31 protein-coding genes are annotated in these 25153 nt (G+C 65.8%); all 31 read right to left on the reverse strand.

Going from position 1 to position 25153, the window contains the following annotated elements; genetic code table 11:
- Positions 1 to 44: 44 nt before the first annotated feature.
- Positions 45 to 1610, reverse strand: a complete 1566-nt coding sequence (locus tag ACODS4_RS23170; protein WP_488868014.1) for a hypothetical protein — start codon at positions 1608 to 1610, stop codon at positions 45 to 47.
- On the reverse strand, positions 1607 to 7327 hold the full coding sequence (locus tag ACODS4_RS23175; RefSeq protein ID WP_488868016.1) for a tape measure protein: 5721 nt from the start codon (positions 7325 to 7327) through the stop codon (positions 1607 to 1609). The genes ACODS4_RS23170 and ACODS4_RS23175 overlap by 4 nt, the downstream gene beginning before the upstream one ends.
- An 89-nt stretch (positions 7328 to 7416) precedes the next feature.
- Positions 7417 to 7590, reverse strand: a complete 174-nt coding sequence (locus ACODS4_RS23180; protein WP_488868018.1) for a hypothetical protein — start codon at positions 7588 to 7590, stop codon at positions 7417 to 7419.
- Positions 7591 to 7820: 230 nt separating this feature from the next.
- Positions 7821 to 8324 carry a hypothetical protein gene (locus tag ACODS4_RS23185; RefSeq protein ID WP_488868020.1) on the reverse strand — a complete coding sequence of 168 codons (504 nt, stop codon included), beginning with the start codon at positions 8322 to 8324 and terminating at the stop codon, positions 7821 to 7823.
- A 26-nt stretch (positions 8325 to 8350) separates the two neighbouring features.
- Positions 8351 to 9649, reverse strand: coding sequence for a hypothetical protein (locus tag ACODS4_RS23190; RefSeq protein WP_488868022.1), 1299 nt, complete (start codon positions 9647 to 9649; stop codon positions 8351 to 8353).
- 6 nt (positions 9650 to 9655) lie between these two features.
- Positions 9656 to 9829, reverse strand: a complete 174-nt coding sequence (locus ACODS4_RS23195) for a hypothetical protein (protein ID WP_488868024.1) — start codon at positions 9827 to 9829, stop codon at positions 9656 to 9658.
- Positions 9826 to 10293, reverse strand: a complete 468-nt coding sequence (locus tag ACODS4_RS23200) for a phage tail terminator protein (RefSeq protein WP_488868026.1) — start codon at positions 10291 to 10293, stop codon at positions 9826 to 9828. Before ACODS4_RS23200 ends, ACODS4_RS23195 begins: the two co-directional genes overlap by 4 nt.
- Positions 10290 to 10889 (reverse strand): phage virion morphogenesis protein, encoded by a 600-nt coding sequence (locus tag ACODS4_RS23205; protein ID WP_488868028.1) that lies wholly within the window; start codon positions 10887 to 10889, stop codon positions 10290 to 10292. The genes ACODS4_RS23200 and ACODS4_RS23205 overlap by 4 nt, the downstream gene beginning before the upstream one ends.
- Positions 10889 to 11314, reverse strand: coding sequence for a gp436 family protein (locus tag ACODS4_RS23210; protein WP_488868030.1), 426 nt, complete (start codon positions 11312 to 11314; stop codon positions 10889 to 10891). The genes ACODS4_RS23205 and ACODS4_RS23210 overlap by 1 nt, the downstream gene beginning before the upstream one ends.
- A 64-nt stretch (positions 11315 to 11378) precedes the next feature.
- Positions 11379 to 11609 carry an HI1506-related protein gene (locus ACODS4_RS23215; RefSeq protein ID WP_488868032.1) on the reverse strand — a complete coding sequence of 77 codons (231 nt, stop codon included), beginning with the start codon at positions 11607 to 11609 and terminating at the stop codon, positions 11379 to 11381.
- A 14-nt stretch (positions 11610 to 11623) separates the two neighbouring features.
- Positions 11624 to 12523: a Mu-like prophage major head subunit gpT family protein gene (locus ACODS4_RS23220; protein WP_488868034.1), complete on the reverse strand. Its 900-nt coding sequence runs from the start codon at positions 12521 to 12523 to the stop codon at positions 11624 to 11626.
- Between the two features lie 14 nt (positions 12524 to 12537).
- Positions 12538 to 12945 carry a hypothetical protein gene (locus ACODS4_RS23225; RefSeq protein WP_488868036.1) on the reverse strand — a complete coding sequence of 136 codons (408 nt, stop codon included), beginning with the start codon at positions 12943 to 12945 and terminating at the stop codon, positions 12538 to 12540.
- 3 nt (positions 12946 to 12948) lie between these two features.
- The gene (locus tag ACODS4_RS23230; RefSeq protein ID WP_488868038.1) at positions 12949 to 14094 is read right to left on the reverse strand and encodes a phage protease; all 1146 of its coding nucleotides are present in this window, start codon (positions 14092 to 14094) and stop codon (positions 12949 to 12951) included.
- 346 nt (positions 14095 to 14440) lie between these two features.
- A complete protein-coding gene (locus ACODS4_RS23235; RefSeq protein WP_488868040.1) occupies positions 14441 to 15742 on the reverse strand; it encodes a phage head morphogenesis protein in 1302 nt (433 codons plus the stop codon).
- Entirely contained in the window at positions 15743 to 16519 is a 777-nt protein-coding gene (locus tag ACODS4_RS23240; protein WP_488868042.1) for a DNA-methyltransferase, read from the reverse strand.
- Complete coding sequence (locus tag ACODS4_RS23245; protein ID WP_488868044.1) at positions 16503 to 16679, reverse strand: Com family DNA-binding transcriptional regulator; 177 nt, start codon at positions 16677 to 16679, stop codon at positions 16503 to 16505. The genes ACODS4_RS23240 and ACODS4_RS23245 overlap by 17 nt, the downstream gene beginning before the upstream one ends.
- Before the next feature lie 149 nt (positions 16680 to 16828).
- On the reverse strand, positions 16829 to 18433 hold the full coding sequence (locus tag ACODS4_RS23250; RefSeq protein ID WP_488868046.1) for a DUF935 domain-containing protein: 1605 nt from the start codon (positions 18431 to 18433) through the stop codon (positions 16829 to 16831).
- A 2-nt stretch (positions 18434 to 18435) separates the two neighbouring features.
- Entirely contained in the window at positions 18436 to 20034 is a 1599-nt protein-coding gene (locus tag ACODS4_RS23255) for a hypothetical protein (RefSeq protein WP_488868048.1), read from the reverse strand.
- Positions 20031 to 20588, reverse strand: coding sequence for a DUF3486 family protein (locus tag ACODS4_RS23260; protein ID WP_488868050.1), 558 nt, complete (start codon positions 20586 to 20588; stop codon positions 20031 to 20033). Before ACODS4_RS23260 ends, ACODS4_RS23255 begins: the two co-directional genes overlap by 4 nt.
- Before the next feature lie 3 nt (positions 20589 to 20591).
- Positions 20592 to 20891 carry a VpaChn25_0724 family phage protein gene (locus tag ACODS4_RS23265; protein ID WP_488868052.1) on the reverse strand — a complete coding sequence of 100 codons (300 nt, stop codon included), beginning with the start codon at positions 20889 to 20891 and terminating at the stop codon, positions 20592 to 20594.
- On the reverse strand, positions 20888 to 21193 hold the full coding sequence (locus ACODS4_RS23270; protein ID WP_488868054.1) for a DUF2730 family protein: 306 nt from the start codon (positions 21191 to 21193) through the stop codon (positions 20888 to 20890). Before ACODS4_RS23270 ends, ACODS4_RS23265 begins: the two co-directional genes overlap by 4 nt.
- Complete coding sequence (locus ACODS4_RS23275; RefSeq protein ID WP_488868055.1) at positions 21193 to 21393, reverse strand: TraR/DksA C4-type zinc finger protein; 201 nt, start codon at positions 21391 to 21393, stop codon at positions 21193 to 21195. The genes ACODS4_RS23270 and ACODS4_RS23275 overlap by 1 nt, the downstream gene beginning before the upstream one ends.
- An 11-nt stretch (positions 21394 to 21404) precedes the next feature.
- A complete protein-coding gene (locus ACODS4_RS23280; RefSeq protein ID WP_488868056.1) occupies positions 21405 to 21893 on the reverse strand; it encodes a hypothetical protein in 489 nt (162 codons plus the stop codon).
- Positions 21894 to 21904: 11 nt separating this feature from the next.
- The gene (locus ACODS4_RS23285) at positions 21905 to 22444 is read right to left on the reverse strand and encodes a hypothetical protein (protein WP_488868057.1); all 540 of its coding nucleotides are present in this window, start codon (positions 22442 to 22444) and stop codon (positions 21905 to 21907) included.
- Between the two features lie 73 nt (positions 22445 to 22517).
- Entirely contained in the window at positions 22518 to 23096 is a 579-nt protein-coding gene (locus ACODS4_RS23290; RefSeq protein ID WP_488868058.1) for a hypothetical protein, read from the reverse strand.
- Positions 23093 to 23542 carry a regulatory protein GemA gene (locus tag ACODS4_RS23295; protein WP_488868059.1) on the reverse strand — a complete coding sequence of 150 codons (450 nt, stop codon included), beginning with the start codon at positions 23540 to 23542 and terminating at the stop codon, positions 23093 to 23095. Before ACODS4_RS23295 ends, ACODS4_RS23290 begins: the two co-directional genes overlap by 4 nt.
- Positions 23539 to 23808, reverse strand: coding sequence for a hypothetical protein (locus ACODS4_RS23300; protein ID WP_488868060.1), 270 nt, complete (start codon positions 23806 to 23808; stop codon positions 23539 to 23541). The genes ACODS4_RS23295 and ACODS4_RS23300 overlap by 4 nt, the downstream gene beginning before the upstream one ends.
- Positions 23808 to 24077 carry a hypothetical protein gene (locus tag ACODS4_RS23305; protein WP_488868061.1) on the reverse strand — a complete coding sequence of 90 codons (270 nt, stop codon included), beginning with the start codon at positions 24075 to 24077 and terminating at the stop codon, positions 23808 to 23810. Before ACODS4_RS23305 ends, ACODS4_RS23300 begins: the two co-directional genes overlap by 1 nt.
- Complete coding sequence (locus ACODS4_RS23310) at positions 24074 to 24310, reverse strand: hypothetical protein (RefSeq protein WP_488868062.1); 237 nt, start codon at positions 24308 to 24310, stop codon at positions 24074 to 24076. The genes ACODS4_RS23305 and ACODS4_RS23310 overlap by 4 nt, the downstream gene beginning before the upstream one ends.
- Positions 24307 to 24951, reverse strand: a complete 645-nt coding sequence (locus tag ACODS4_RS23315; protein ID WP_488868063.1) for a hypothetical protein — start codon at positions 24949 to 24951, stop codon at positions 24307 to 24309. The genes ACODS4_RS23310 and ACODS4_RS23315 overlap by 4 nt, the downstream gene beginning before the upstream one ends.
- Complete coding sequence (locus ACODS4_RS23320; RefSeq protein ID WP_488868064.1) at positions 24948 to 25151, reverse strand: hypothetical protein; 204 nt, start codon at positions 25149 to 25151, stop codon at positions 24948 to 24950. The genes ACODS4_RS23315 and ACODS4_RS23320 overlap by 4 nt, the downstream gene beginning before the upstream one ends.
- Positions 25152 to 25153: the final 2 nt, after the last annotated feature.

Raw genomic sequence — 25153 nt, forward strand, 5'->3', positions numbered from 1 at the left:
ATTGCGGTCCAGGATGCGGCAGAGCGCGCTACGATCTTGCCCGCTCATCCGAACAACTCCAATTCGATCAGGTGTTCCGCTGGCGCGGCGGGGCGCTTGCCCCAGACCACCCAAGAGCCGGTGATACCTTCCGGTGGGTAAGACAGGGCGACTTCCTGGCCGTGACCCAACGCCAGAACCGCGTCGGTCATCTCGACGGCCACGCGCAGGAGCTGGCGGGGCGAGCCATCGGGGCGCAGCCCAAAGAGCACCAACAGTTGGTTGGCAAGCGCCAACGCGTCGGCCTCCGACCGCAGCGCGGTGTCGATCTTGATCTCGCGCGCTTGGTCGCCCCAGAGCGCCTTGACGGCGATGTCCTTGACTTCGGCGGAGCGCCATTCTTCGGCGAGCCGACCTTCAGCGGCAGTGCCGACCAGCGCGCCCGCCAAGTCAGACCGCGCGAAGGTTTTGTAGATGCGACCCCAGCGCACCGTGACTTTCCAAACGGGCCGGGCGATGGTGGCGTCGGCCTCCGACAGCTCTTTAATTTTGCGTTCAGACAGCGCCAAAACGGGCGCGCCAACCGGAGCGGCGAGCGCGCCGACCTGCCACATACCAGCGGCATCGGGCAACACCCACACCGCCGCCGACGCGGCCACCGCGTCCCACGCCTCGCGGTAGCTGCTGGGCTGACCCAACCACACCCCGACCTTTGCCGTCGTCGTCCAGGCCGCGAGGCTGGCCCCGATCCGCGCGCCATGCCCCCGCCGGGTCAGCAACCAGCGCAGGATCGACGGCGCGGTGTCGCCCGCCGCCGCCGCGCCGCGCAAACCGAACGTCGGCTGCGCCCCCAGCGTCCCGCCGACGCGCACATAGCCGCGCGTCAAATCCGTGGCGTATTGCGTTGACGAGGGGGTTGCAGCGTCAAAAACCGTGCCCGTGCTGTCAGCCGACAGCGTCAACCCAGCCGCGCCGCCTCGGTCCCAGATCGTCGTGACGGCGGCCAGAGCGCCCGCTCCAGCCCCATCGTGAAGTTGCACGACCCGCGCCACCTGATTGACCCAAATTCCCGGAACTTGTGCGTCGGTCAGATCGCCCAGCGCCAAAGGCTTGGCCTGCCCCTTGATGCCGCCCGCCTCGCCTTCATAGCCCGTCGCGCCGCTGTTGGAGCCGACATAGGTCGCCTCCTGGATCAAATCCTCCAAATCGCCGCGTGCGTCGAGCAACGGCACCCCCAGTCGCCCAACTTGTTCGCCGCCGATTTCCCAACGCCAACCTCCCGCGCCGCCGGAGGTCACGGGCGTCCAGTCAGCCAAGGGTCGGCCCGACACGCCGCGCCACAACCGCGCCGCCACAGGCCGACAGCCGCGCAAATACGAGAGCGCGCTGTCGCCGTTCGACGCGGTCAAGTTGCCGACGCCAATTGAGCCGCCTAACCGTGACGGATCGCCTAGCGCGCGGGTCTGATAGCTCGGCACCTCAGTCAGACGATTTCTGTATTTCTGGTTCGGCCTGTCTGGGCAGTCCGAAGGCATAGGACGCACCGCTCCGTGGGACAGATGCAGCGTCTCCACCACCCCAGACGGTCGCCGGTAATCCAGCTCTGCGATCCAGGCGATTTCATCGGTCATCCGCCCCTCCGTTCCAGGACCGTCACCAAATCCCGATTGATCCGGCGGCTTTCGGTCAATTCCCGCAGGATGGCCGCATTTTGGCCGATCATCGTGTCGAGCCGCGCGGCGATCATCGCGCCGATCTCCAGCACCGCGCCCGATGTCCCGCCGACCGCGACCACCACCGGCGTCATGTCAACTGGCGGGGCGTCACTGCCGGATGAGAGCACCGCGTGGACGCCCAGCCGCCCGCCAACGTTGGCCAGCGGCAAGATCCCTTCCGGTCCGTCCTCGGCCAATTCGCGGAACTTCGTCGGGCGATGGTAGACGCCCTGGCCCAGCGCCGCCGCGCCGGTCGCGTACTTCTCAGCGCTCCAATTGCCGTCAGCATGCTGGACCAGCTTCCAATTGCCCGAGGCGCTGGTGGCGAAGCTCCCGGCGGCGCTGGTGGTCGTCGCCCCCGAACCGCCGCCGGTCGAGCCGTTGGCAAGACGCGCGTCGATGCTCGCCAAATAGTCGCGTTGAGCCTCGGCCACCGACAGCGCCCGCCCGGCGGCGTCCACCTGCTCGCCTGCCCGCGACGCCAGGGTGGTCTGCATCGCCAGCACGCGGTCCTGACGCGCCTGATATTCGGGCTGGTCGGCGTAATAGGCGCGGGACTGCTCCAAATAGGGCCGCCAGAGCGAATTGAAATCGCTGGCCGCTTTGTCGCGGTCGTTGTCGTTGGCCGCGTTCAGGACGCGGTTGTAAGCCGCAGACATTTCGCTTTCGGCCAGATCAAGGCGGGCTTTGGCCCCAAGCGTTGACAGGTTGGCGTCCAGCCGCAACGACGTGACGGCGGCGAGCGCCTGCTCACGGATGCGGGTCCAGCCGTCGGCAATCGCGCGCTGCGCGCTGATTTGCGCGTCAGCGGCGGCAGCTTGCGCGTTGGCCGCCGTCGCGGCGTCGGCGGCGGCTTGCCGCTGGCGGTCCCAACCGCTGGTCAGCAGGCCGACGCCCGCCTGATACTCGGCCACGCTGATCGTCCCGGCGCGGTAGGCCGCCACCAGATCGTCGTGCGCCGACCGCAGCCCGTCCGCCGACGCCGCCCCAGCCGTCAACGCCGCCGACAGCGCCGACCAGCTCGCCGCAAATCCACCCACCCGCGCCGGGTCCAGCCCGGCCAGACGCAGGGCGTCGTCGGGGCTGGCCTGCCAGGACGGGTTGATGGCCGTCTCAATGGCCGACCGACCGGACAGCAGCGCCTTGGCCGTCTCGGCGGAACTGGTCCAACTGGACGCGATGGCGGCGATGAGCTGTTGATACTGGTCGCCCGTCACCAAGCCCGCGCGAAGCGCCGCCCCCAGCGCCGCCTGCGCCGTCGTCACCTGCCCCGTGGCCGCCGCGCCCTGACGCGCCGCGCCATCCAGCGCCTCCAACGCCAGCCGCAGCGGCGTCAAAGTGTTCGGGTCCAACGACAGGTTTTTCAGCGCGTCGGTCACGGACAGCCGGGCCGACGGGTCCAACGCGCCGCGCAGGCTCAACCCGCCGACGCGCTCCACCTCGGCGATCTGCGCCTCGGCGGCGGCCTTCTGCGCGGCCACATAGGCCGTCAGCTTTCCCGACACCTGATCGGCGGACAGCCCAAGCGACAGCAGCGCCGGGCGGAACGCTTCAAAATTGATCTCGGCCTGCTTGGTGACGGCGGCCATGCCGCGCAAAGGCTCCACCGCCGGGCCAAGCCCCATCATCGCGTTCAGCGCCGACGTCAACGCGGGCTTCAGCTCGCTGTCGGTCGCCAGCCCCAACCCCGCCGCCTTGTCGCGCCAATCCAGGATGTTGGTCTTGATCTGCTCGCCCAGCGCCTTGCTGCTGTCCGTCCAAGTCTTGATGTCGTTGTCGAGCGGGTTGAGCGCGCCGCGCATCTGGTCGAAGGTCGCGCGGAAGCCGCTGGCGAAGTTGACGTCTTCCAACAGCTTGTCCGGGCTGGTCGCTTTGCTGTTTCTCAGGGCGGTGGCGACGTCGGCGTTGACGCCGGTCAGCGTGCCGTCGCCTTGGAAAACGCCGATCAACCGCTTGCCGAAATCGGTGACGGCCTCTTCGGCGGACCCAAACTCTTTGCGGACGTTGCTGACCAGCGAGATCCACTTGTTGCTGGACTCAAAAAACTCAATTCCCCCAACGGGGCCGCTGACCGACTTGGGCAGCGACGTCCCGGCGGCGGTGACGATGCCGTTGACCAGGGCGGCGGCGGCGGTCGCGGCGCTGCTGCTCTTGGTCACGTCGCCGCCGTTGTCCGCCGCCGCGTCGCCCAACCCGGCGACGCCGCCGGTGAATTTGACGTTGGCGGCGGAGTTCGGCCCCACCGATTTTTTGGCGGTGCCAAGCAGACCCAGTATGCCGCCAACGACCGCGCCGATGGCGAGACCGACCGGCCCACCCAGCGCGCCCCAGCCCAACGCCGACGCGAGATAGGCGGAGCCAGCCCCCAGCGCCGCGCCGGACAACCCGCCGATGGCCTTGCTGTTGGCAGCCGTCCCGATCATCCCGCCCAGCATCCCGCCGAACGCGCCCGCGCTCGCCGCGCCAAGATAGCCCGACAGGCCCCCGGTGATGCCGGTGGGCGTCGCAAGGCTGGTCGCGCCGCCACCCGTCAGCATCCCGTTCGCGCCAACCAGCGGCGCGCCATAGCTCGCCGTCCCGACGCCCAGCGTCGAATAGCCCCAGGCGTCCAGGCCGCCCATCAGGCCGCCGGGAACCGCCTTGTCCACCGCCCAGCCAAGCCCTTTGGACAGCGCCGTGTTGGTCAGCGTGCTGGTCAAGCCGCCGCCCGCCGCCGCCTGCCCGCCGCTGGCGTTGGCGGGCGCCTGGATGCCGAAAAGCTGCGGGACCGCGCCGACCACCTGTTGGACGATGGGCATGATGAATTGCGTGCTGGCGATCTCAATCGCCATTCGCTTCAAAAGGTTGCGCCACCAGTCGAGGATGGAGCCACCTTTGTCGAACATCTTGGCGGCCAGATCGTCGCCGATGCTCTTGGATGTCTGCTTCACCTCCTTCTGAAAGTCGATCAGCGCGCGCGTGTCGGCGATCTGCTCTTGCCACGCCAACCACTGCCGCGCGCCCTCTTCGCCCAATTCGACGACCTTGCGCGCGGCCTCTTGCTGGTTGCGCAGGGTCTCCAGCGCGCGCGACCGCACACCCTCAGCCTCGCCCATCAACGCCAACTCGCGCTGGGCGAGCGCCAGATTGTCGTTGGCCGCTTGGCGCTCTTTCTCCAGCGCGCTGTTGTCGTTGGCCGCGCGGTTGGCGCGGTAGGCGTCCATCGCGTCGTTCAGCGCCTTTTGCGCCGCCGTCCCGGCCACCGTCGCGTCGGTCCCAAGCTTGCGGATCAAGCCAAGCTTGTATTCGTTCTCTTGCGCGACCCGCACCGCTTCGCCGCCCGCCGCCATGGCGGAGGTCAGGGCGTTGGTGTTGGCGGTTTCCAAGGCGAGGCCGCGCACCGTCTCGTTGCGGAGCGTCAGAATGGCGGCGGCTTCGTCCTGCGCGTTGGCGGCCCGCACCGCCGACAGGGCGATGCCGCCCTTCAGGGTCGCCTCGGCCTCCTTGTTCGCGTAGGTGGCCGCCCGCTGCGCCGCCTCCCCCGCGCCCGCCGCCTGCGCCAACCGCATGGTGGCTGTGGTGGCCGCGCCAAGATCAGTGGCCGCCGCCCCCGCCGCCCCGGAGACACGCTCCAGCGCCAAGGCGGTTTCCTGCTCCAGCAACTTGTCCTTTTGCGCCGCCGGAAAGCCGTTGGCGACGGCGTCAGCCACCTTCTTCTTGGCCTCGGCGCGGGCGATCTGCACCACGTTCCCGCTGGCCACCGCCTGCTGATAGTCGCGCTCCGCCTTAACCTGTTCGCCCAACGCTCGGATTTGGTCGTTCGCCTCCGCTGTCTTTTTGCTGCGCCATCCCGCCGTCAGGTCCGCGCTTTCATCGGCGGTCAGCGGCTTGCCTTTGTCCTGTTCGGCTTTGTCAAGGGTCTGGTACAGGTCGCGGTATTTGGGGCCGACCGACAGAGTTTCAGCTTCACGCTTGAGTTGGACGATGGCCGCCGTCACCGGATCCAGCTTTTCACGGAGCTGATCCAGCACTTGTGTCAGCGAGGTGGCGTCCAATCCCATGGCTTTGAGCGCGTCGGGCGATTTTCCCAACAAGGCGTTGACGGCAGAGACCGCTTGTCCAAGTTCAGACTGCGCGGATGTCAACAGCTTCCCTTTTTCGTAGCTGTAGCCCGCCGCTTTGGCCGCCTCTGTGAACGCGGCAATCTGGTCGCCGGTGATTTTGACGCCGCTGTCGGCTTCCTTCCACAGTTCGGCCATGCCGCGCCGGGTGTCTTCCGTCGCTCCGCCGAGTTGCGTGAGGCTTCGTTCCGTCTCAAGGATCAGCGCGTTCAGCCGTTCAAGCTTTTCCGTCCAACGCGCCGTTTCCGCCGCCCCGCTCGCATTCTCAAGTTGATAGTTGGCCGCGCTCCGATCTTTATAAAGACGGACCAACTTGTTGAAGTCGTTTTGCCGCGAGTTGTCTTGCAGGAAGCTGGTTCCCCAATCCAACACGCTGGTCGCCTTGTCGTTTGCGGCGACATAATGCGGAGCGATCTGGCGCCCCGCCTCGTTCAGCAGCCGTGCTTGCGCGTTTCGACGGCGTGTTTCCGCCGCGTCGATGGTGTTGGCGGCCTTTTCCGCCGCCCCCGCATAGTCCTGCATGGCCTTGATGAGGACGTCGCGAAACATTGACGACGTCACCTTGCCGTCATTCACCATGCGGCGGAACCCGCCGGACGTGGTTCCGGCAGCGCGATCCAGGGCCTGCATGAGGCCGGGCAACGGCTCCGTCACCTGCGCCAACTCTTCGGCGTGCAACACCCCGGCGCTGAAGCCCTGCGCCATGCCGACCATCGACAGCTTCAACTCGTCAGTGCTGGCCCCGGTGGCCTTCTGGATGTTGACGAAGCCCTCCAACAACGTGCGGGCTTGGCCGGTCGTGACCAAATCGGCCTTTTTCAGGTCGAGCAGTTGCGCGTAGGTGTTGGTCAACGTCTTTTGATCGACGCTCAGCCGATCTGCCGACGTGGCCAGAAAGTTTTGGGTCTCGGCGTAGTCACCTGATGTGCCGATCAACGATTTCAGCCGGACGTCAAGCAGTTCCAGCCCTTTGCGCGTTTCCAGCGCTTCGCCCGCAAAATGGCGCAACGCTTCGACGCCCAACAGGCCGCCCAACAGGCTGAAACCGCTTTTCAGCGCGCCTATGGCGCTGGACAAGGTCAGCGTGTTGTCGTTCGCGGTCGATGCCTGTCGGCCATAGCTGCGCAAGGCGTCGCTCTGGGCGCGCGCGGCGGCGGCGCCGGCCCCATGCGCCACCGACAGTGCGGCGGTGCGGGCGCTGACAAGCCCAAGATCGTTGGCGAGACCGTTCGCGGCCTTGCCTTGCGCCGACAATCCCGCCGCCTCGTCGCCCGTCGCCACCTTGCGCAGAGCCGCGCCGCTGTCGTTGGCGGCGTCGCCAAGGCGGTTGAGCGCCTGCGCCGTACCAGTTGCCGCCTGACGCTGCGCGTCCAATCCCGCCACCCCATCCTTGTTGGAGGTTTGTCGCAGGTTGGCCCCTGTGGTCGCAGCGGTCGCGCCAAGCTTGTCGAGTTCCTCGCGGGCCACGCGCACGCCGCCGATCAGCCCAACGGCGTCGGCGACGAACTGAAACGCGACCTTCATGCCCGCCATGGAAACCCCTGAAAAACGAAACGCGCGACGGCCATTGTCGGTCGTCGCGCGTGGTCTTTTCTACGGGGTAACGCCGGGAGGGAAACGGCTCAGCGACTGGCCTTGATCGGGTTCTTCCGTTTCCAATCGGCGATGTAAATCTTCGCCGCTTCGTCCTCCGCCGCCCGCATCAACTGGATGGTTTGACGGTCCCAGGCAACGCCCAGCCCGTCGGCCAGTGGCCGGACCTGCGCCCAATCCAAACCAATGGCGGGACCGCCCATCGGTGGATACCGCCAGCATCGTTCGCAAGCCACAAACAGATCAAAAATGGGCCACACGCTGGACCAAACCCGGACGACGTCCGGCTCTGAGGCGTTGATTTTCCTGTCTGGCTCTTCGTCAGGCGCAGCCGCGCCCGTCAACTCCGCCCAATCCGCCGCCGTCGGTCGCGGGGACAACCGGCCCGGCTGGGAAGGGGTGTCGCCGCCAGCCCAGCGCCGAACGGCGGCGATCAGTTTCCCTTTTTCTGGTCTCCGTTCACCACCAACAAAAAGGCTTCCCACAAGGCTTTGTGGACAGGTCGATATCGGCACAGGCGACCGATAACCTCTTTTGAGTAAACGCACGGACTGCCGTCGCTTTCCGCAAAGCCGTGGCCATCGGGAAAGCCGACGATGAAACTCTTCAACTGCTCGACTTGTCCCAAACGGACGCTGCGCCGCAATTCACGCAGGCGCTGCTCCAACCCTTGCCGCTCTTCCTCGCTGGCCGCCTGCGCAAGCTCCGCTTCAGCGGCGGCGATCTGTTTCATCAGATTGTCATTGAAGCGCTGAACCTCGTCAAAGACCTCGTCAAGCTCGTCGTCGGCGGGCACACGAAACGTCACATAGGCCGTGCGGCGAACAAAGGTCTGCTTGGAGACGCCGCCAGTCGGTCGGACAGACGATGGTTGTTCAATGTGGACCGGCGACGTCACCGTGTGATCGGTATCAAGGATAAAAACAGGGGTTGCCATGGTTGCTCCTTAACAGTTGGAAGCGGTTACGCGGTGGCGGTGGAGGCGAAGATCGACCAATCCCCGCCCTCGCTGATCGGAACAGCCTTGCCGGACAAATCGAACATGAAGTCTTTCTTGCTTTCGCCCGGTTTTGGCGCGTCAAGCTGCCAGCGGTTGGTGTGGATCACGACGGCGGAACCGGCGGTCGGACCATGCTGGATCAGGAACTCGCCAAAGGACCGGCTGGTGCAAAGCGCGAAGAAATCGACCGACGCCATGCTGGGCGCTTCGATCTTGGCGGTGAAGCTGGCTTTCGCGTCGTTGATGCGCGCGCCCTTTCGATTGACGCGCGAGGCATATTCGACCGTATTGCCAGCGTCCCAACCGAAGCTTTCCAGCACCACGTCATGGCCGAACAGGCGGGCCAGCGGCGTGTTGCCGGTTCCGACCACCAGCGGATCAGGCCAAGCCGTGAAGTCCGGCTCAACCGCCGCGACCAAAGCCGGGGCCGCGTAATCGGCGGTGATCTCGATCTCGAAATAGGGGTAGTCGTCAGCCGTGCCGCTGCCCTTGATCGAACAGCGCCCGCCCAACATCCGCCAGCGCTGAACCTTGGTGTCATCCTCAGGGTCCGGCAATGTAAGAACCACCTCCAGGCTTTTGTGACCGGCGCGGTTGCTCGACGGGGTGTAGGTGCAACCCGCCGGGATCAAGGCGATGGTGAACACATCACCGGCGACAAAGGGCGTGCCAATTGCGCCGGGCGTGATGGTCGCGCCGCCCGGCAACGCGAAGGGGGCCGCCGTGGTCATCACAACGCCCGTCTGCGAATAAGCTGCGTCGGAACCCAAGGCGGGGGCCGACACGGTGAAGGCCGCCACCCCGCTGTCGCCGCCCGTCGTGCAGGTCAGGGTCGCCGTGGCCGGATGGACCCCACCATAGGCGGAGGCGCGCGCGTACGTGAAAGCGCCCGCGCCGCTGACCTTCACCGCCGTGTCGGCGATGGTGGCGGCGGGCGTCGCCACAACCTGCGCGCGGGTCGCCCCGGCGGCGCGCAGGAAGCGGTCCCAGCAAGGCGCTGCGGCGGTTCCAGCGCCAACCAACGCCACTTTGGCCGACAGCTTGGAGCGCTGGTTCAGAAGGATCGACGCGTTCGCGCCATTGAAGGGCTTCGCATAGGGCAGCTCCTTCACGTCCGCTTCCATCGGCGTCCAGTTGACGTCCCACAAACGGACAGCGTCCGCGCCGGTCAGGGACGCGGCGCCCTCGCCCAAGACGCTTTCAAGGGCGGCGAGAACAGTCTTGTGGTCCCAATGGACCGGATAGCTGGGCAGGGTCGTCACGGCGGCTTACTCCTCGACCGGGCGGCGTTTGGAACGGACGGGCGGCGGGGCGTCATCGTCGCCGACCGGGCCTTGCGGTTCGGCTTCGTTGACGGCCAGGACAGGCGGCGGCGCGGGGGCCGGATGGTCGGCAACCGGCCCAATGGCCTGATCGTGGGTGATGGTGTCTTGGCGGCTCATGAGAGTTCCCTGCTGTGCAGTTTCCATTCGGTGACGAAGCTGATTGTGCTGGCGACCGCGCCCGTCGCTCCAGCCGCCCCAAGCCCTTGCAAGCGGCTTTCGGTCAAGCCGAAGGCGGCGTAACCCGCTGCGGGCGACCACCCGGCCAGCGCGGTGATGACGGACAGTTCAAGCGGCCAGACCGCCGCGCGGGCCTTTTCGCCCGAGGCGTCACCAGCGTGCGCCTGCACCAACACCACCGACACGCCTTGCGTGACGTCATGGCTGACCGCCCCCACCCGTCGCTGGAATTGGGCGTTCAGGCCGGTTGCCACAACGAAGGCGGCAGGCAGCCGCGTCGGCAGGCGGCGTTCCGCCACCAGCTTGGCGAAATCGACGTCGCCCTTGACGTCGATCAGTTCGGGCACATGGTCGCGCAGACGTTCTTGCACCCGGACGGCCAGATCAATCGGCGTGAAGGTCATGCCGTCCCCCCAATGCCCGCCGCGTCCGCCAACCAGTCTCTGGCGATCTCGGCCAACACGGCCATGCCGCGTTCGGATTGGCCAAGATACGGGCGGGCGGGCATGGCGACGTCGTGCGCCTTGACGGTGTGGGTTTCGCTGTAATTGGCCTTTCCCTTCTTGGCGAAGCGCCAATCGGCAAAGGTCCGGCTTGACTGCCAATCGGCATTCGTCGTGTCGCCCCGGTGATGCCAGTACAGCGTCTGTTGCCGATCCGGCTGATGGATGGCGCCGCCGAATTGATGAATGGCGGCGTAGACCATGTTGGTGCCAACCGCAAAGCCGGTCGGATCGACCCGGCTGCTGATCGACTGGCGCAGGCGCGCCGTGTCGGTCAGGGTCTCGCCATGTTCCGCCAACGCCCGGAAGGACGGTGGCCAAGGGTGGCCGTCGGGGTCGGTTTGTGTCTCGAAACGTTCGGCGACATCCTGTTCGACCTGCGCGGCGAGTTGCTCCATCAAGCCCGTCAGGTTGCGGCCCGCAGCCTCAAGCCCGTCCAGCATGCGGCGCAAGTCGGCGTCGTCGATGCGCAGGGATGCGCCGGTCGCGGTGGTCATCACCAAGCCTTGAGGTTGTCGCGACCATAGAGCGCCGGTGACGCCGTCACGACGATCCCAACCGGCGCGGCAGCCGGAACCGGCGCGCCGCCAACGTCGAGGGTGACGGCGCCGGACGCGATGTCGCGCAAACAGCGCATGGCGTCCTGCTGATCGCGCATGATTTTTTCCGGCGCGGCGTCGATGTGCAGGGCGGCCAAGACCAACCGCGCGGCAATGTCCGTCAACAATGACGGGACCACGGCCAAGGGCAGGCTGTAGCGGCCCGACAGATAACCGTCGATCACGCCGTCGGCTGAGGCGATGGCTTGGTCAAGCACCGCGTCAACGATGGCGGCGGCGTAGGGCGATGTCCGGTCGGTCAACTCACGCAACCGGGCTTCGGTGTAACGGGCCGTCAGATCGGCGCGGGTCACATAGGGCATGGTCGTCGTGCCTTGCGCTGGATGGTCTGACGTTGGGCGGCGCGCCGCCCCACGTCAGCGGGGCTTAACTGGCGGCGGGTTTGGCCGGTTTCGCGTTTTTGCCCTCCGGCTCGGCGGACGGGGCGGGGACCGGGTCAACCGCGATCACAATGAGTTGCGGTTCCCCCATCAGCGCCTCCAACTCCTCTTCGGTGAAGGTTCCGGCCAGATGATGGGTCTGGACCGCCGGGTGATGAACGCCGCAACGGCGGAAGCCGTCCGCCGGGCGCGCGACGATGATGAGATCCTTGTCCATTCTTGAGCGTTCCTTCAACCGAGCCACGGCACGACGACGAGTTGGGCTGTGCCTGCCCAAACGTTGGTTTGAGCGAACTCGGCGTTCGTCGCCTTAAGAATGGCCAAGCCACGCGCTTCGTTGCTGGGGCCGCAGACCAGATGGGTGCCGCTCGTTTCGAGAGGGTCGCCATAATCCCGCTTGAACAGCCCCATGGCGGCGCGGGCTTCCTGGTAGCTGTCCTTGTCGAGCGGCGCTTTTGACCCAAAGGCCAACTGCCAGAAGCCGTAACCGACGTTGCAACGCCCGTCCGTGCCATAGCGGTAGGCGTTACGGTCGAACACCACCTCATCCGTGGGCGCGTCCATACGCGTGAAGTCGAAGTTCTTGCGGGACTGGAAGACGATGGGTCTGAGGGCGCGGGACAGATCCATCAAGAACCAGGGCGCTCCGCTGCCCGCTTGCATATTGCTGACGGACCCCATGCTGCCGTCCTCGTTGATGACAGGATGGTCGGTGTCGAAAAAATATTGACCATCCCAGCAACGGGTTGAGAACCCATCTTTCAACAATTGGAAAACCAACTTGTTGGGGAAGCGGGCGCTTGATTGCCCGATCTCCTTGATAACCGGCATATAAATGCCATACTTATCGTCTTCAATTTTGTAACGATCAACGCCAACGGTCAATTCCCAAGGCTTGTTTTTGATCGTGTAATCGGCGGTGTCCAGAGAATGGATGACGCGCGGCCCAATCCACTCGCGGATGCCGGGCAAATCCTTCATCCAACCATAGTCTTCCGCTGCGCCCGTCGAATTCACCACCATGGCAACGGTGCGCCAAGCGTCAGCGCCAACCGTGGCGCTAAAACCGCTTTGAAAGGCGGTTTGGAAGCCGGTGAACAGGGCTTGAAGGTTCGGACGGGTAAGGTCCATGGGAGGCGGCTCCTTTACAGCTCGATCCAGACGCCGAGCGCGTCCACGTTGCGGATGACGCCAGCGGCGGGTCGGACCCCGCCACCGTCGGTCTTGGCCACCGTCTGGTCATCGACGGCGTAGGCGATCTTTCCATAGTCGCCCAGCGCGATGGCGTCGCCGCCGCCGCTGTTGGCGAAACGGAACACGCCACGGTCGATGGCGACGCTGGTCGGCAAGCCCGCCAATTCGGTCGAGGCGCGATGCCGCGCGCAGCCCAGCATGGTGATGGACGTCTGCGCCGCCGCCGGAACGGCCAGCCCGCCCGACGTCTGACCAACCAGCGACCCGGCGTAGACCGTCGTCGCGGGCGCCAGTTCACGCGCCAGATGATGGAAGCCGTTGGTTTGCGGCGTGTTGCGGTCGTTGGTGAGCGCGGTCATGGATCAGCCCCCCGTCCGCGTGGCGGCCAGCGTCGCCTTATAGTCGCCTTCCGAAATCCCCATGGCCGCGCAGACCGCCTTTTGTTCGGGCGTCAAATCGCCGGGGGCCGGGGCGCTCACCCCACGCTGCCCCGGCTGGAGCATCGGCACGGCGGCGGAAACCAATCGGTTGAACAGCCCTTGATCCGCCGCCGCCAAAGCCAACAGCTCCGCCCGCTGCGCCGGAACGAACTTGCCAGCGGCGATAACCGCGTCGACGGTCTCGGCCAGCTTGTCGCCCTCCAGCGTTTTCAGGCGGCTGGACAGGGTGGCGACCTGCGTTTCCAACAGAGTGGCCGCCGTCGCGTTGGCCTTCAACGTCGCGACGGCGGCGGCGATGTCGATGCCGCTGGCCGTGCTGGCCAGACCAGCGGCGGACGCGATGGCTTTGACCTGATCGGCGTTGGCTTTCATCGCGGCGACCGCGTTGACGATCTCGTCAACCGACGCGCCGCCCGACACCCCGGCGGCGGCGCACAGCGCAGGGGCGGGCGCGGCTTTCAACGCCGTCACGGCGGCCAGGGCGGCGGTTTGATCGGCGGTTTTGGGCAGGCCAAGCGCCTCCAAAAGCGCGGCGAGGGTGGGATCCATGAATTCTCCAACAGCAGCGGATGCAAGGGCGGTGAGTTGCGGCAGCGCCGGGCGGTTGACCAGGGCCGCGCCAAGGATCCGGGTGATGACCCGGTCAGCGCCGTGCAGAAAGGACGGCGACAGAAAGCGATATTCTTTCGACGCGATGGCGCGGGCGCCCGCGTCGGTCCATTCAACGTCAGCCCAGATGCCGTCGGGCGCAGCCTCCATCTTAGTGATCCAGCCCGCCGCCGGGGCGGCGCCACCCTTTGGCGCGGCCAGATCGGCGGCGTGGTCATAGTCGATGGGCAGAACGCCATGCGGGGCGGCGGCCAACGAGGCGCGAACCACCGCGCCCGCGTCCGCCAAAACCCAGGCCCCGCGCCCGTCGTTCGGCGTGACGTCGCCGGGCGGCAACAATTGGATGCGCCGGGGCGGCGTTCCCGTCGTCGCGACCAGATCGGTGATGACGCCGCAGGTCGCGACGACGTCCGACGATGCGGCGCATTGTGAGGATTGGGGGGAGGGGCAAGTCGTCATGCCGCCATTCTGGCGTGGGCAGCCGCCTCAAGCAGCGGTGCGAGTTGCAGGGGGATTTTCCCGCAATCCGGCTGTGATCGGCGATCTGGGGGCGGACCCGCCCGGCGGAATGGCCCATGCGCAGATTTAAAGCGTTTTTTAAACCGATCCGGGACGCGTCGGGTGTCAGCGCACCTGATCCGGGCCAAAACGCATCAGGGGGCCGTCTGACGGCTTTACCCGGATAAGCGGGATGCCTATATTCAAGGGAGCCGCCGGACGACCGGGCAAACATCGCAACCGGCTCGCCGATCCCGCCCTTGAGCGGGTACGGAATACGGGGTGGGGTGGCGTCACCTCCCGGCGGCTACACCACGCCTTCAATGACGTCATACGCGCCCAAGTTTCGCAGCGCCTGCGGATCCATCAGGTACGCCGTATGAACCGGATTGGTCACGATCTTTGTGCGCGCCGCGCCATCCGCCGACCGGCCTTTGCGCGGCACATCGACGAACACCACGATTTTGCCTGTGCTTTTCGTCCCGCCCGACGGCGCGTCGAAAAGATAGATCAATTGCGCCAGCTTTTTATCCCATAGGATCGCGCGCGGCCTTGCCAGATGTTCGGGCAGGCGGCGCATGGCCGCGTCGTCAATGCGAATGCCGTCAATGGCGTGGGCTTCGCGTTGCGCGTGCGCCAGTTGGTGATCGCTGGCGGTGATGGCCGCGCTTTGCGGCTTGATCCCCTTGGCGTCCAGATGGGCCAGGACCGGACGGGACAGCATCCCCACGATCCGTTGCTCCCCACGCGGGCGCAACAGGTCGATCCCGTCATACCAAGCGGCGAAGCTGTCGGCGAGCGGCCCGGCGTAACGGTTGGGGTTGATGGCGGCAAGCGCGATGTCGGGCGGCAACACCGCCGCCTTGTCCATCAACTGGCGCGCCGCCTCCGCCGCCCGCGCCGCCTTGCCCTTGTGATAGGCGAAGCCGGGATCCACGCCTTGCGGAACCTCCATCACCTCGCCGGTGCGGCTGTTGGTCCAGGGCTGCGGGGCCAGCGCGGGCGGGTTGGCCGTGACCGTCCAACCGTTGCGGTCCAGATCGCGGGCTGAAAGCTGTTGCAAGGTGCAACGGCAATGCCAGCCGCAGGGCGGGCTGCGGCTGTCCCACCAGGGATCGTCCACCGGCAGGATGGTGCCGTTCCACGCCCGATGATCCGCGCGCGTCCGGTCATCCTTGACCGCGACGTAACGCAGGAAGGGCCGCGCCGCTTTCAGCCGTTCGATCCGCTCCCACTGACCGGCGGCCATCGCCATGCGGACGTTGACGTCAAAGATGGTGCGCAAACGGCGCGGGCTGCCCAACTGCACCATCTTGGTTTCGCCGGTCAGCGGATCGGTTTCCGCCGCCCGGCCCCACCAGCCGCGCGCCTTCAACAGCGGCTCCAGCCCCAAGCGCCACTGGTCAAAGGACTGGCCGTCCTTCAAGGCCGTGACCAGCGACGCGTGAACGTCGGCCAGCAGATCGACCAGCGTCATCTTGGCGATGGTGAAGGACAGGGCATGCTCGGCCTGCCACACATCCTGCCACGCGAAGCCGACCCGGTAGCCCTTGGCTTCCAGGAAGGCTATCGCCTGTTCGGGCGGCAGGGGGTTGAGCGTGAGCGTCATCTACGCTTTCGTCTCTGCTAAAGCCGCCGCAATTCTTGAGGCGGCTGTGTCAAAAATTTCAGAAGACATTTCAATGCCGATAAAGCGTCGGCCCGATTTTATTGCAGCCACCCCAGTTGTTCCTGACCCCATGAATGGATCAAGGATGACGTCATTCAAGCCGGTGACGTTCAACAGGTCAACCATGAGCGCCGTTGGTTTTCCAGTGATGTGGTGCTTGTCGGCGAGCCGTATGGGATGGCGAAAAACGCCCGGAAAGCATGGGGCGTCAGGTTGTGGCCGATGCGGTCCATGACTGGCCCATAGGAGATATTCCGCTTGGTGGCGAAATCTCCCTCTATCGGGCCGACAGCACTCGGTTTTGTCCCAGACAACCGCGCCCCGCCAGATGAGACCGGCGGCTTGGATAGCGTCCGATGACGCTGGAAATTGTCGCCAGTCGGTGAAAGCGAGAAATAGGCCACCGGGTTTGAGCGCTTGATAACAAAGAGACGCCCAAAGGGTGTACCAAAACGTATAGCCCCGTTGATCGCGATTATCCCCCAGAAAGTCCGGGTAACGACCAGCCTTCTTGTCGCCAATGATGTACTTCTGGCTGGTGCTGCCCATTCGAGCGCTGCGGAATTGTCCGCCGCTGGAGTAAGGTGGATCAGTGATGACATGATCCACCGCGCCAGATCCAAGCGCTGGGATGATGTGGAGCGCGTCACCACGCAGTAAGATTGCTGCGCCGTTGCCAAGAACGACAGGCGCGAAACGGTCAAGCGCGGCGTCCATGAGGTCTCCCTTTCGAGTCGGACGCTCTTGGGCGCTCTTTTGGGGGGTTCTTGACCCTCACATGGTTCATCGTGCCGCAACGCGAGCACTTTATTTCCAGCATTTCTGCGGTCCCACGCGCCAAAAGCTTGGCGCAAGAACCGCAACGGATTTCCTCCATTGGAGTTACTGCCTATTGTGCCCGTCCTCCAGCGCTGGAGAGGCGGGATGACCGTAAGACGGCCTATTGCGGTCGTGCGAGGTTCTTTCTCGCGGTTCGGGCTGTTGACGCAGCCCGGCCCCCGCCGGTCGTCCGACAGGGAATAAAACTCATCCATTGACGGCGCCAACCTTCGCCGCCACCCGCGCCATGAACTGGCCGCGCGCCAAGGCGTCCCGCAACGCGGCCATATGGTCTTCACCGGCGACGACGGCGAGACGCGCCACAAAGTCGCCTGGCCCGCTCGCCTGTTCGGCGGCGGCCAGGACGGCGGCGACAAGCGGCGACGCCAGCGGCTGCCAATCAGCCAGCAGTTCATCCACCAGTCCGTCCACCGCGTCAGGACCGGCGGCGGCGGCTTGCGCGGCCAAGGCCGGAACGTCCGGCGCGGGCGGTTCGGCCAGAGGCGGGGCGCTGGGCGGCGCGGCGGGTGAAGCAACCGGCGTCGGCCCGTTGGCCATCAGCAGTTCGTCGCCTTCGTCCGGGTCGGCGAAGCCAAAAGCGTCACGCACCTCGCTGGCCGACACCTTCATGCCCAACGGCACCAGCGCCTTCAACGCGTCCAAGCGCAGTTTCAAATCGGTCTGATCGGGCCGACCGATGCGAATGGTTGGATAGGCGGCGCGCGCGCCCATGTTCAGCATGACCAGCGGCGTCACCAGATCACGCTTCAGCGTCACCGCCAACTGACGGGCGTCGGCCCGTTCGATGTCCTCTTGGACCTGCCGGTGTTCTTGCCCGACCGCGTGGCCCCCGGCGATGGCGTCGGTGGTGGCGGTTTGGCCCAGCACCAGCTTGCTGGTCTGGCGCTCGAAGAACTCCACCAGACCTTGGAAGACGGCGGCGTTGGCGGACGCCTTGCTGGCTTCGACGAACTCAAGGCTCATGGATTGGGGGATGATCGCGGCGGCGTCCGCCGCGATGTTCCGCACCGCGCGCAGCAGCGCCGCCATGTCCTCTTTCGACGCGCCTTGGCCGTAGCGACCGACCCGGATCGGCTGGCCATAGGTTTCGACGAAGGACAACCAATCCTTGGTGCCAAGGCTGGTGAACAGCCAAGCCCAGCAAGCCGGACGGGCCAAGCCGCCCCGGATTGGGATGCCCGATTTTGTGCGGGGGCGGTGGATGATGTATTTGAACGGATCAAGGTCGCGGCCCTCGGCGTATCCCGCCTCGCGCAGCCGCAAGGTGGTTCCATCGGCGCGGTCGAACTGGAACCAGCGCGGGTCGCGCCAGACGATGCGCGCGGGGAGCCACGGTTGCTTGGCGGTGTCCCAGACGATTTCAGCGACGGCGTAGCCCTTGCCGATGCCGTCAAGAAGATCGTAAAGGACGTCGGCGAAAGCGTCGTCGGCGATGGCCAGACGAACCAGATCGGCGGCCTCAACGTCGTCGGGCTTGTCGCTCGCCGCCTCCACCGTCACGTCCAATTGGGACACGGACAGGCGTCGCGTGCTGAGAACAGCGCGGTAATGGATGAATTTTTCTTCAATGTCTTCGGCCAGCGCCAGATAGGCGGCAGGGTCGCCCTGTTCGGCGGCCAGCAGGATCGAACCCAATCGCGTGGGCGTCAGCCCCATGGACGGATGGTCGGCCAAAACGCTGCGCACGCCGGTGACGGTGGGGCCGGACAGCTCTTCGGTCAGCACCTCGCGCACGATGGGCTTGCCGGTGACGGGGTCAAGGATTGGGGACGTTACGCGGATCGTGGCCATGTTCAATACCCTCCGGCGGCGAAGCCCCGGCCATTCATATCGTCGTCGGGGAAGTCCGGCAGGTCGCTATGGCGGGTGGCGTGACCAGTGCGGACAGGGGCATAGCCATAGTCCTGCTGCGGCAGGCGGCTGGCGTAATGGGCCAACACAGCGGCGATGCCCGCGTCGCCATGGCGCTTGTTGCCGTCGGTTCCGGTGGTGCGCGCCTGTTGCCGCTTCAACTGGGCGACGCCGTCGCGCATCTCGAACTGGCCCAAATCGACCAGGATGTCGGCGTCCTTGGGCAGCAGAATGGACGCGCCTTCCAGCGCCGCTTTGAAGGGCGGCATGTTGACCCGATACCATTCGGTTGAAAATTTCACCTCTTCAACACGATCCGGGCCGAATATTTGCCGCATCCGTTCGGCCAAGCTGGCCCCGTTGCCGCCCGCGTCGATGGCCGCGCGGACAAAGCGCGGCAGCCGGTCCAGCACATAACGCACGATCAGCTTCTGCTCTTCGTCCGGCACGTTGCGCAGCTCGAAGACGAAGGCGGCGCGCAAGGTCAGATCGGACATGATCTGGGCGGGCCAGCCAACCGACGCGTCGCGCAAGCGGGCGTAATCATGGCCATAGACCGACATGCGGGCGGGGTCCAACGCATCCAGAAGCGGCTTGAGGTTTTGGTGGCACCAATCAAGCGCGACGGCGCGTCGGGCATAGTCCGGCAAATCGACAAACCCCGCTTCGCATTCCCAGCGAAGCACAGGAATGTCGGGCGACATGCGGGCGACGATCAGATCACGGGGCAGCCAGACGCCGCCCTTGTTCTTCGGGATCACCCGCAACTCTTCGTCGGCGGCGTCGCCATAGCTGGCGTAAATATCCGCCGCCCAAGCGTCTTCGGCGGCCTGCGACCAAGCCTCGCCCTTGACCAACTGGATCCGCTTGAAAAGCCCGTCTTTCAACGCGTCGTCGAAGGTGACGCGCAGGACGGCGTAGGGCTTTTTGCCCGACCGGCAATCCTCGACCAGTTGGGCGAAGGGGTGGGCGGCGCCATTGTGCGTGCTGATGACCGCCACCCTGCCGCCCCAAATCAACAAGGCCATGGCCGATTTCAGCAGTTCGGTCAGATCATCGTGGAATGCGGCTTCGTCGATGATGACATAGCCCTGGCGACCGCGCAGGCTGCGGGGTCGCGAAGCCAAGGCGACGATCTCAAAACCGCTGGCGAAGCTGATGCGAAACGCTTTGATCCCGTCGTCGGAACCGTCGTCGAACAGTTCTTCTTGCACCGCCGTGCAAACCCTGTCGAACAACCGCGCCCACGCGCCAGCCGTGTCGATGAACTCGCGCGCCATATCCAAGTTGTAGCCGATGTAAAGCGTGTCCATGCCCTTCGCCGCTTTCTCGGCGGCGCTGGTCAGAACCGCGTCGGCGGCAATCGCCCATGTGTAGCCAATGCGCCGTGATTTCTCGACCACAACGACGGTTGACAGCGCGGTGGTCTCCAACAGGGCTTTCTGATAGGCGAGCAGAAGATCCAGCGGTGGGCCGCCGTTGTGGCCGATCTTGGGGATCTCTGTTGGCAGGCGTTTGCGCTCAACCAGCGGCGCGGTCATGACGTGGCCTTCCGAATGCCCAGGAAATCGGCCTTGATGTCGGCGATGACCGCTTGGGAAAGCCCCTTGCGCTTTGCCGTCGCTTCCATGGCGGCAATGGCGTTCTTGTCCGCTTCCGCCCGCAGGCGCAGGATCAGTTCGGCGTCGGTTTTGCGGGCGGATGTCAGTTTCTGGATGGAACTGGTGACGAACATCACCTGTTCAGGGTCCAGTTTTGCCCCTTCGCCATCCTCGCCGCTCATCAGATCGAAAACCAGCGATTGGGCCATTTCGATGTTGAGGCGGGCAATCTTGGTGTCGGGTTCATCGCCAAGCTGGCGGACCAACCCTTCGGCCATGGCGCGCGACCGACGCAGGCGTTCACCGACCTTGTCCATGGTCTGGATGTATCGACCAACCGCAGAGCGCGACACGTCAAGGTCATGGCGACCCTCCGTGCGGAGCGCTTGAAGCTTGGACAGCAGCTCGTCGATGGTCCAACCATCCTCGCGCAGGCGGCCCAGCTCTTCGCGGATTTCTTTCGGCAGCCGGTCGATGGTCGAGCGCGGGGCCATGGATCAGCCCAGCGACGGCAGCTTGACGCCGGGCAACGGCGGGCCAAGGCGCTTCAAATGGTTGTCGCCGATGGTTCGCAGTTCGGCGACCAGCACCGGGCCGACCTCTTCGGTGCCGATGGCGTTCAAGCTGGCCAGATACGCGATCTGCTGCGCCACCTGTTCGCGGGTGACGTGGTGGCCCAGGGCGTTGACGGCGCTCTGGATGATCGACGCGTTCGCGCGCCCGCCCGGCGCTTCGGCCAGCACGCGCAGAACGCACAGGCGCAAATCTTCAGTCAGGTGCTTGGCGAAAGCGTTCATGCGTTGGTCCTCCCCAACATGAAATCTTCGATGCGCCGCTGGCTGGCGGCGACCGTGGACAAGAGCTGCTGCTGAACGTCGGCCTGCCCTTTGACCGCCAGAACCAGATCGCGCAATTCAATGAAATCGCGTTGCGTCGGCAGATGCTTGATTTCCTGTTCGATCAAGGCGACCCGCGTCGCCAAGTCGGAGAACTCTTTGCGCGGGACGAAGGCGGTGCGCAAAGTCCACAAGGCCCACGCCAGCAAGAGGTTGAGCAGCAGGGTCAACCCCCAACCCCATTTCCACAGATCGTCCAGCATCACGGCCTCCGCTCAAATCGTTCCTGGCATCCAATGCAGCGGATCGCCGCCGGGTAGGCGGATCGCCGTTCCGGTGGAATGGCCGTTTCGCAGTCGATGCAGTCAGCGGTTCCTTGCTGCGTCAGCCGCCCCCGGACAGCGGCGATCCCCGCTGTCCGGTCCTGCGCGCTGCGCTCCTCTCCTTCGTCGGCGAAATCCACGGAGACCGCCCTTACAGCCCGACGCCGGGTTGCGTCAGGATGTTCCCACCGGCGCCCAAAGGGGCGACCAGATCGACCCGCCCGGTCAGGCGTTCCCGCAAGCCGTTGGGGTCAATGTTCAGTTCCTTCAGCAGGCCGGGCATTTTCGGGGCCAGATAGGCGGCGGCGACCGCCACCAGTTCGGAACGGGTTTTGAATTCGGTCAGGGTCTGGCCCTGCTCCAGCGCCTTTTCCCGCGCGTACATCAGGGCATAGGTCATGCCCTGTTCCAGGCGATCCACCAGAATGCTTTCGCGGCGCAGGTGCAGCAGGGCCGCGCCGCGTTTGATCGCCCAGCCCAACAGCCCGGACAGGCCGAGGAACAGATAGTCGATCAGGGACGCATACAGCTCCTTGGGCAAAGCCACGCTGTAAAGCGTGTCAGCGGCGACCGCAGCAAGCGGCGCGGCCAGAACGATCAGGGCGGGAGTGGCGCACAGCGCCCGTGTGAAAGCGCGCAAAGCGGTGTTCCTTACAGGAAGGGCGCAACCAAGCGCCGGTAGGTGGTGACGAAATCCTCCGCGCGACCCTTGCCCTTGGCCGTGTTGTAGACCTGCTTCCAAACACGCCCATGCCCCTCCAAATCGCCGGGCGCCGCAAGGCGGACGGACGAGCGGTAGTAAAGCAAGCGCGCCACCGCCGCCGCATAGGCGAGGTTGGTGCAAAGCTGCATGGCTGGCGCTGGCCAATCTGCGGCCAACCCCCGCAGCCGCGCAGCCAGCGACGGGCGGTAACGCAAGAAATTGTCGTGCAGATCGTCGAGGCTGGCCGGTTCGATTTGAAACAGGCCGTAAGCCGGACCAAGAACCCGGTCGCCGGACCCGGTGATCTGGTCAAGGGCGCGAAAGCCGCTTTCAACGGCGGCGGTGCCAAGCAACAGCTCGACGGCGGCTTCGCCGTCGATCCCTGGAACATCAGGGCCGGACAGGACGGCAAGCGTCGGGCGCACCACGAACAGCGAGAGGTGGCGGACGGACAGGCCGGGCGGGGTGGCGGAGGAAGCGTTGTTCATGCCGCCAGTATCCGCGATGACGGACGGCGGGTTTACCCCTGGAGTTGCGGGTGGGTGGCCCGGTTCGCGCGCGTCAAACCCGACGCGCCTCCTCATCCAATTCTCGCAGATCGCCGACGGTCAGCTTGCCGGTTTTGACGGCGGCCAGCATCAAGGGCGGTTGGCGGGCGAGAAACGCCTCATCGTTCTCGACCACCGCCACAGGGTCGGCGGGCGGCGGCGTCAGCTTGTACACGCGACCGCAGCAGGGGCAACGCAGCGACACCGCCTGCGGTTCCGGGAACGCTGGGCGCAGATCGTCGATCAGCCGATCAACCGTTTTTCCACTCAACGCCAAGGCCCGCGCGATGGGACGGGACGTCCAGCCCGCCACACGCAACTGGCGGGCGTTGTGGTGGGTGATCGACCAGCGCCCGGTGGGAACCGGGTATTCCATGCCGCCAAGCCGGGACGCGATCATCTGCGCCGCGCGACGTCCCAGCGCTTGCACCAGCGGGTGATCGTCGCGCAGTCGGGCCAGCTTGGGGATGTACAGCTTTCTGTCGCCAAAGACCGACGCGAAACGAACGGCGACGCCGTCGCCGCACAGCCGCTGCACTTCGGCCAGAACCCCCGGAAGATTGCGGATCGGCAAGCGCGGAATTTGGCTCATGACGGTTCCCCCGCGCGGTCGTTCCAGCGCTTCAATTGTTCGATGGCGTTCCCCGCGTGCGGCGGTTGCAGCCATTGCAGAGCGTCAACGCCAAAGCGGCTTTTCAGCCAGGCGCTGAGACCGCCCTCGCTGCGGTCCTTCACCAACCCAGCGGCGGCCAAAGCAAGCCACATCGCCCGCACCTTGCGCTGTTGCGCGGTCAGCGTCGGGCGAACCGGGCGTCCGCGCTTCGCCCCAGCCCCCAACCCCTTGAACATGGTGATGAGCGCGGCGCGCTCCCGCTGGCTTAAATCACCCGCGCTGTCGCTGCGACCGCCGGAGACCTGCGCGACCCGCGCGCGGTAACACTCTTCGGTCAACGCCAGTTCCTTCCGCATCGCGTGGATCGCCGCAAGGTCACGGCGCCGGGCATCCTTCACGCCGGATGGTTTGACGTTTTCAGTCATGTCGGCTCCTTGTCGGCGGTTCCACCGGATGGTTTGACGTTGGCCGGATCGCCCTTGCACTTCGGGCAGACGCGGCCTTTCAGTTCGACGGCGGGGCTGCGGGCGGGCAGCCAGTCCGTTTCGTGGCCGCAAACGCCACAACGCAGCGTCACGACGCCATAGCGGCCCGCTCCATCGGCGTTTCCCGCGTCGCACACATGCAGGGTGCGCGGTTTGGGCGTGCCTGGACGGCGCGGCTTGGGGAACAGGTCGAGTTGCTTGGCCATCAGCGCCGCCTCCGCTCAACCGCGTCGTTGAAGCGCGCGGCCATGTCATGACCGGACACGCCCGCGTCGCGGCACAGCTCCACCGCCAAGTCGATCAGCGCGCACGGATCCGTGTCGAGCCGCAGCGGTTGCGGGCGGTTGCCCGCGCTGGTGACGACGCCCGACAGCACGCCGACCAGCTCGGCCCGGAAGCTTCCCACCGCCGCGTCGCCCCGGCGCAGACGGCGCAGAGCGGCTCCGGCGGCAATCGCCAGCTTGACGTCGCTCATCGCTGGCCCTCCGGTTGGACGGCTTGCCGCAGGATGTCGGCGAGGCTTGGCAAGCCCCGGCCCATCGGGCGCTCGGGCAGACGCGCGGGCAGCCCGCGCGTCGGGCGGAGCGTCCGAACGGCGGCGCCGTCGATCAGGAAGGCGATCTGTCCGTGGTGGCCGGGCAACCCGGCCACCAGCAACACAGGAACCGCCCCATCGTCGTACAGATCAATGGACAAGGCGATGGTCACGGCGCTTCTCCAATCTCAAGAAGAACGGCAAGAGCGTCGCCGCGACCTTTGGCGGTCAATGCGTAGGGGACGCCTTCGCGCAGACCAATGGCTGGGGTGAACATGGCGGCAAGGCCACGGCGCAGAAGCCCTTTCAACGCCGGGCTTGACTCGTCGAAAAACCACGTCACATCGCCGACCTCCGCATCCTTCAGCATCTCCACCAGAAGAGTTTCCTCAGAAACCGTCAGACCAGAGACCGCGCGGCGGGTCTTTTTCCCCGCCATCTTCGGCTTCCTTGGTTTCCTTCCCTTCCAATCAGCCAGCCGGGCGCGATAGTTGCGGGCCTTGACGAAGACGGCCCAGGCCGCGACTTCGGGTTTGAGGTGGTCGCGGATGCGATCCAGGTCCGCCTGTATCTCGGCAAGGTCGTCGCTGTGGGCGGCGTAGATTTGACGCTCGTAGACCAGGGTCAGCGCCAAAGCTTCGACCGTCGCGCCCTTGGCGATCTCGCGGGCGAGGGCGTGCAGCAGCGCGTGACCTTCCTGATGGCGAGACGATGCCGCTTCCAAGAGGAACAAGCTGGCCTGGACACAGCGGTCGCCTTCCTGGATTGCAAACATGGCCTCGTAGATCAGGTCGCGGGGCAGCGGGGCTGTCATGGCATCAGCCCTTCCATGGCGCGGGTCAGGCGGTCATCGACCGGCCACGACGGTTCGACTTCCCAGGGATTTACGGTCCAGTAGGCGGCGGACACCGCGCGCAAGGTCAAGGCGGCTTGCGCCAGCGCGCGGTTGGTCGGATCGGCTTTGGCCGCCGCCTCCACGGCGGCGATCTGGGTGTGGATGGGGTACAGGGCCATGG

It is taken from the genome of Azospirillum sp. FG154 (genome assembly GCF_057809575.1).